6 protein-coding genes are annotated in these 6,954 nt (G+C 45.2%); all 6 read left to right on the plus strand.

What is annotated here, in order from left to right; translation table 11 throughout:
- Positions 1-20 precede the first annotated feature (20 nt).
- The 6 genes from AB5123_RS10390 to AB5123_RS10415 all read left to right on the plus strand — a co-directional run bounded on the left by AB5123_RS10390 (position 21) and on the right by AB5123_RS10415 (position 6,650).
- Complete coding sequence (locus AB5123_RS10390; RefSeq protein WP_118053387.1) at positions 21-1,967, plus strand: V-type ATP synthase subunit I; 1,947 nt, start codon at positions 21-23, stop codon at positions 1,965-1,967.
- A gap of 145 nt (positions 1,968-2,112) precedes the next feature.
- On the plus strand, positions 2,113-2,562 hold the full coding sequence (locus tag AB5123_RS10395) for an ATP synthase subunit C (protein ID WP_022287030.1): 450 nt from the start codon (positions 2,113-2,115) through the stop codon (positions 2,560-2,562).
- 1 nt (position 2,563) lies between these two features.
- Positions 2,564-2,872 carry a V-type ATP synthase subunit F gene (locus tag AB5123_RS10400; RefSeq protein WP_022287029.1) on the plus strand — a complete coding sequence of 103 codons (309 nt, stop codon included), beginning with the start codon at positions 2,564-2,566 and terminating at the stop codon, positions 2,870-2,872.
- Positions 2,873-2,891: 19 nt separating this feature from the next.
- Positions 2,892-3,473, plus strand: a complete 582-nt coding sequence (locus AB5123_RS10405; protein WP_022287028.1) for a V-type ATP synthase subunit E — start codon at positions 2,892-2,894, stop codon at positions 3,471-3,473.
- 13 nt (positions 3,474-3,486) lie between these two features.
- Complete coding sequence (locus AB5123_RS10410; RefSeq protein WP_287606260.1) at positions 3,487-5,250, plus strand: V-type ATP synthase subunit A; 1,764 nt, start codon at positions 3,487-3,489, stop codon at positions 5,248-5,250.
- Complete coding sequence (locus tag AB5123_RS10415) at positions 5,247-6,650, plus strand: V-type ATP synthase subunit B (protein WP_117923573.1); 1,404 nt, start codon at positions 5,247-5,249, stop codon at positions 6,648-6,650. The genes AB5123_RS10410 and AB5123_RS10415 overlap by 4 nt, the downstream gene beginning before the upstream one ends.
- Positions 6,651-6,954: the final 304 nt, after the last annotated feature.

The following is a 6,954-nucleotide window of genomic DNA, read 5'->3' on the forward strand; positions in this document are numbered from 1 at the left end:
CAGGAAAGGAGATAATGTGATTGGCTATAGAAAAAATGTCCCTTGTGAATATAGCAGGTCTTATGGACGAGCTTGATGCGACCTTGAAAAGGTGCTGTGAAAGCGGCTGTTTTCATATCGAGCCTGCGGGCAATTCTCCCGACAGCGCAATGAAGCCCCTCAGCGAGAAAAACGAGTATGACCGACCTCTGAAAGAGCTTGCCCAGCTTTCCGCACAGCTTGGTATAACTCTAAAGGAAACTGATTTTACTGACTGTGACCTGTCAGCTCCGCAGGATTTTAACTCCCTGTTTGAAAAGTATAATACCCCTTTCAGCGAGCTTAATACAAAGCGGCTGGAGCTTACTCAGCGTATCTCAGAGCTTGGAGGGGCGGTCAGACAAATAGACCACCTGAAAGGTATGCACAGCGACTTTCAGCAGCTTTTCTCAATGAAGTATGTTTCCGTTCGTATCGGAAAGCTGCCTGTGGATAACCTGCCGAAGCTTGACTATTATAACGAGAATTTCTTCTTTGTCCCTTTTGAAACGGGAAAAAGCTTCTGCTGGGGAATGTATTTCGTCCCTGAACGTGATAAACAGCGTGTTGATGATATCTTCCACTCAATGTATTTTGAAAGGATACGGATACCGTCCTATGTATCAGGCGACGCAGACGAAGCCTTGGAAAAGCTAAAACAAACTATAGACGCAGATACAGTTGAGAACGCAAAGATAAACGAGCAGATAAACGAGCTTGCCGCAAAAGCAGAGCCTGAACTGCAAAAGGCTTTTTCAAAACTGAGATTTATACACGATACCTTTGACCTGCGGCGAAATGCCGCCGCACTAAACGATAAGTTTTATCTTAAAGGCTTTATCCCCGAAAAGGAAAAAGACCGCTTTGATAAGCTTTTCGAGGATATGCGTTCAGTGTCAGTGGTCTATCTCCCACCTGACGCAGACGCCTCATGTGAGCCGCCTACAGTGCTTAAAAACAACTTTTTGACCCGACCTTTCACAATGCTTGTGGAAATGTATGGTCTGCCTGAATATAAAGGCTATAACCCGACAGCTTTCGTGGCAATAACCTATACTCTGCTTTTCGGCATAATGTTCGGCGACTTGGGACAAGGACTTCTTATCGTTCTAGGCGGACTTGCCTTAAAGAAAAAGCTAGGAGCAAAAATAAGCGGTCTTGTCACACGCCTTGGCATATCAAGTATGATATTCGGTACTCTCTATGGCTCGTTCTTCGGTTATGAAGAGCTTTTAGACCCTGTGTTTGAGAATATAGGACTTGACTTCCTGCCCCTAAAGGTTTTCAAGCAAACGAACTTTATCCTCATAACTGCCGTTGCCATAGGTGTGGCACTTATCGTTATCTCAATGATACTCAATATCTATATCGGCTTTAAAAATAAGGATTACGAAAAAGCCATTTTCGGCTGTAACGGTATCGCAGGACTTGTGTTCTACAGCTCCGTTGCGGCAGGACTTGTTGGAACGCTCATGTTCGATGTAAAAGTCATGTCCACTCCGTTCGTCATTTTCCTTATCGTAATACCATTGGTGTGCATATTCTGCCGAACACCTTTCTCTATCGCCGTGAAGTATAAACAGTGGCGCTTGTCCGAGGACGAGGAAAAAATGACCGTGGGCAACTTTATAGTTGAGAACTTCTTTGAAATGTTTGAGTTCCTGCTGAGCTATGTTTCAAATACTATGTCATTTCTCCGTGTGGGCGGATTTGTCCTTTCCCACGCAGGCATGATGCTAGTGGTAATGACCCTTATGGAAATGTGTTCCGCCGCCGCACAGCCATTTGTGCTTGTGCTTGGCAACCTGTTTGTAATGGTAATGGAGGGCATGATAGTTGCCATTCAGATAATCAGACTTGAATTTTATGAGATATTCTCCCGCTTCTATGAGGGCGGAGGAAAACCATTCGAGCCTGTTGGTGTAAAATTTACTGCACAAACAGAATGATATCAAATTTGTGGTATTGTTTTGCAGGGGCGAACATCGTTCGGTCACTTGCCGTGACGGGCATTTTACCCCGACCATTATCCATACCCGTACAATGTAATTCGTAAAATCTAAAGTAAAAATAATTTTTTTGGAGGAATCAACTATGCTTATCTATTTCCTGCTCCCACTTATAGCAGTCGCACTTCTTTGCGTACCATTCATTTTCACCGCAAAGAAAATAAAGAACGGAAGATCGCCAAAGGGTGCTTTTATCGGCAATCTCTGTACATTTGCAGGCATAATGCTATGCGCTCTTATCGTCCCTGTAGGTAACTTTGTTTCAGCCGCAAGCGAGGAGGGCGTTAAGGCAGCCCTTTCAACAGGCGCAGGCCTTGGCTACCTTGCAGCAGCCCTTGCCGTTGGACTTTCCTGCGTAGGTTCAGGCATAGCCGTTGCTGCAGGCGCTCCAGCCGCTATCGGTGCAACCTCAGAAGACCCTAAGAACTTTGTAAAGGCTCTTATCTTCGTTGTTCTTGGCGAAGGTATCGCCCTCTATGGACTTCTTATCGCTATCCTTATAATCTCAAACGTAGGCACTGCATTGGGCATTTAACATGAGATTTTATCTTATCAGCGATAATATAGATACCCAAATGGGCATGAGACTTTCAGGTATCGAGGGCGTTGTGGTGCATACCTCCGAGGAGGTGTCAAACGCACTTGATAAGGCTATGGAAATGAAGGACGTGGGCGTTGTGCTTATGACAGAGCTTGCAGTCAAGCAGTGCAGAGAAAAGGTCTATGACTATAAGCTCACAAGAGAAACGCCCCTCATAGTTGAAATACCCGACCGCCATGCCACATCAAAGATATCTGATACCATTTCCCACTATCTCGCAGAAGCAGTGGGAATAAAGCTGTGATTTTGATAGGAGTTTAGTAATGGAAAATCAGACGATAAAACTTGAACGCTTCAAGCAGGCTGTCTTTGAGGACGCTGAAAAGCAGGCAAAGCTCATAACCGAATCCGCTGATAAACAGCGTGAAAACGAGCTTGCTCAGGCGAAAATAGAAGCACAAAGCCTCGCAGACTCAAAAAAAGCCGCCACAGATAAGACCGAGGAGGCAAGAGCCGTAAGGGAAATATCTTCAAAACAGCTTGAAGCTAAAAGAAACGTGCTTTGCCATAGAGAAAAGCTTATAGACAGCGTTTTTGACAACGTAAAAAGCAGGCTTGCGACTTTCAAAGCAAGCAGAGATTATAAGTCTTGGCTAAAAGAAAAAGCCGAAAAATGCAAACAGACCTATCCCGAGCATAAGGGCGTTATCTACCTCTCACCTGAGGATATGAAATACGCCTCTGACCTTGCAGACTTTGAAGTAAAAAGCCGAGATTCCATAGAGCTTGGCGGTATGCTCATGGTCTATGAGGATATTGGTATAGCACTTGATTATACCTTTGATTCAGCATTTGAGGGGCAGCGTTCAGCCTTTACTGAAAAAGCCGAGCTTGTGCTTGGGTAATAAGGAGTTTTTTATGGATAAAATATATTCGGTAAACGGACCTGTAGTAAAGGTTGCAGATACGAAAAGCTTTGCCATGCAGGAAATGGTCTATGTGGGCAAAAAGCGTCTTATCGGCGAGGTCATAAGAGTGCAGTCCGATTTTACCACCATTCAGGTCTATGAGGGCACAACAGGGCTTATGCCTGACGAGCCTGTTACCTCAACAGGCGCACCAATGTCCGCAACCCTCGGTCCCGGTATAATAAATAACATCTTCGACGGCATAGAAAGACCTCTCAAAAAGCTTGAAGAAGTCTCAGGCGCATTTATCGCTGACGGTGCAGACGTAAGCTCGCTTGATACAGAGAAAAAGTATCCCGTTACAATGACAGTGAAAACAGGGGATAAGCTTTCCGCAGGGGATATTTATTGCACCTGCCCCGAAACGCCACTTATCACACATAAGTGTATGCTTTCCCCTCTGTCAAAAGGCGGAGAGGTCATATGGACTGCCGAAAACGGCGACTATACAATAAATGACGTTGTGGCAAAAATAAAAGCCCCTAACGGTGCAGTAGAGGAGCTTACCCTCTGCCAGAAATGGCCTATCAGAACATCAAGACCATGCAAAAACCGCCTGCCTATTACAAAGCCGTTGGTAACAGGTCAGCGTATCGTTGATACTATTCTGCCGGTTGCAAAGGGCGGAACAGCCGCTATCCCTGGGGGCTTCGGCACAGGCAAGACCATGACCCAGCACCAGCTTGCAAAATGGTGTGATGCAGATATAATCGTCTATATAGGCTGCGGCGAGCGTGGAAACGAAATGACGCAGGTGCTTGAGGAGTTCTCAGAGCTTATCGACCCGAAAACACAAAGACCGCTTACCGACAGAACAGTGCTTATCGCAAATACCTCAAATATGCCTGTCGCTGCCCGTGAAGCCTCTATCTATACGGGCATAACCCTTGCCGAGTATTACCGTGATATGGGTTATCATATCGCAATTATGGCAGACTCTACCTCACGTTGGGCAGAAGCTCTCCGTGAGATATCAGGCAGACTTGAAGAAATGCCTGCCGAGGAAGGTTTTCCTGCCTATCTGCCGTCACGAATTTCCGAGTTCTATGAGCGTGCAGGCTATGTTGAAACTCTGGGCGGCAAGGAAGGCTCTGTTACTATAATCGGAGCAGTTTCGCCCCAAGGCTCTGACTTTTCCGAGCCTGTCACACAGAATACAAAGCGTTTTGTACGTTGCTTCTGGGCGCTTGATAAATCTCTCGCCTATGCAAGACATTATCCTGCAATAAACTGGAACACAAGCTATTCCGAGTATGCAGAAGACCTTGCCGATTATTATAATAAAAACGTCAATGAGAACTTCATGAAAGTCAGACAGGAGATATCAAATATCCTCGTTGAGGAAAATACTCTTATGGAGATAGTTAAGCTCATGGGTACTGACGTCCTCCCTGACGATCAAAAGCTTCTCATCGAAACCGCAAGAGCCGTAAGAGTAGGCTTTTTACAGCAAAACGCCTATCATAAGGACGATACCTACGTCCCCCTTGATAAGCAGTACCGCATGATGAAGCTTATCACAGATTTCTATGCCCTTGCAAAGAAAGCACTTTCACAGGGCGTGAACGTTGATAAAATAATAGGCTGCGGCTGGATAGAAAAGCTTATCAAAGTCAAGTATGATATACCGAACGATAAAATAGAGCTTTTTGACGAATACGAAAAGAATATGAAAGCCGATATGGAGGCTTTGACAGGAGGTGCAGGAGCGTGAACGTAAAATATATCGGCCTTAGCGAAATAAACGGACCGCTCGTTGCACTTGACCATGTAAGCGGCATTTCCTATGACGAAATGGCAGAAATAAAACTTGATGACGGCACACGCCGCCTTGCAAGAGTTGTAGAGGTGGAAAAAGACAGAGCCGTTTTGCAGGTTTTCGAGGGAACAAAAGGACTTTCCCTTGTTAATACTACCACAAGCTTTCAGGGCAAGCCTATGGAGCTTGCATTGTCTACCGAAATGCTGGGCAGGATATTCAGCGGTGCAGGCAAGCCTATCGACGGTCTGGGAGAGATCTTCCCCGAAAAGTACCGTGATATAAACGGCTCGCCCCTTAACCCTGTTTCAAGAACATATCCTCGAAACTATATAAATACAGGAATATCCTCCATAGATGCTCTTACTACCCTTATAAGAGGTCAGAAACTCCCTATCTTCTCAGGTTCTGGACTTTCCCATAATAAGCTCGCCGTGCAGATAGTAAGGCAAGCGAAAATCGCCGACGAAAGCGGACAGGATTTCGCAATAGTTTTCGGAGCAATGGGCGTAAAAAACGACGTCGCAGATTATTTCAAACGCTGTTTCGAGGAAACAGGCGTTTTGCAAAGGGTCGCAATGTTTTTGAATCTTTCAAACGACCCTATCATAGAGCGTATCCTCACTCCAAGATGCGCCCTCACTTGTGCCGAATATCTTGCCTTTGAGCATGATATGCACATTCTCGTTATCCTCACAGATATGACTTCCTATGCCGAAGCCTTGCGAGAGTTCTCCTCATCAAAGGGGGAGATACCGGGAAGAAAAGGCTATCCGGGCTATCTCTATTCCGACCTTGCCTCTATCTATGAAAGAGCAGGCATTGTAAAGGGTGCAAAAGGCTCTGTTACGCAGATACCGATACTCACCATGCCGAATGACGATATCACCCACCCTGTCCCTGACCTTACAGGCTATATAACCGAGGGGCAGATAGTTCTTGACAGAAACCTCGACCAAACAGGTGTTTATCCTGCTGTTTCTATCCTGCCGAGCCTTTCAAGACTTATGAAAGACGGCATAGGCGAGGGCTATACAAGGGAAGATCACCAAATGGTGTCGAACCAGCTTTTTGCAGCCTATGCAAAGGTGCAGGATGCAAGAAGCCTTGCCTCCGTTATCGGTGAGGAGGAGCTTTCCGATAACGATAAAGCCTATCTGAAATTTGGCACGCTTTTTGAGAAGCATTTTATCGACCAAGGCTTTGACGTGAACCGTTCCATAGACGAAACTCTCGACCTAGGCTGGAGCTTGCTCTCCACCCTGCCGAAATCAGAGCTTGACCGTGTTGACGAAGAACATCTGGAGCATTATTACAGTGCTGAAAAAGCTAAGGCACTTTTTGCAGAGGACTAAAATTCAGTGCCGCACAAATAATTATGTAGGGGCGAACATTGTTCGCCCGTTATTCCACAATATTGCGGTTATTTATGATATTGCCGTCACTCACAATATTGTTGTTTGCGATTTTGAAATTATTTGCAACATCACTATTTCAATGCTGAATAAAACGGCTCACAAAGAAAAAATCGGGCGAACAATGTTCGCCCCTACTGGACTTTATTTATATACAGTGATATAATAGAAACCTGCTAAGAAAAATCAATAGGCAAAATGAACAAAGTTGAGAAAAGAAGCAAAGGAAAAAACGATATAGCAA

This window comes from Ruminococcus sp. RTP21204st1_B2_RTP21204_210225, from assembly GCF_040914135.1.
In the GTDB taxonomy this organism is placed as follows: domain Bacteria; phylum Bacillota; class Clostridia; order Oscillospirales; family Ruminococcaceae; genus Hominimerdicola; species Hominimerdicola aceti.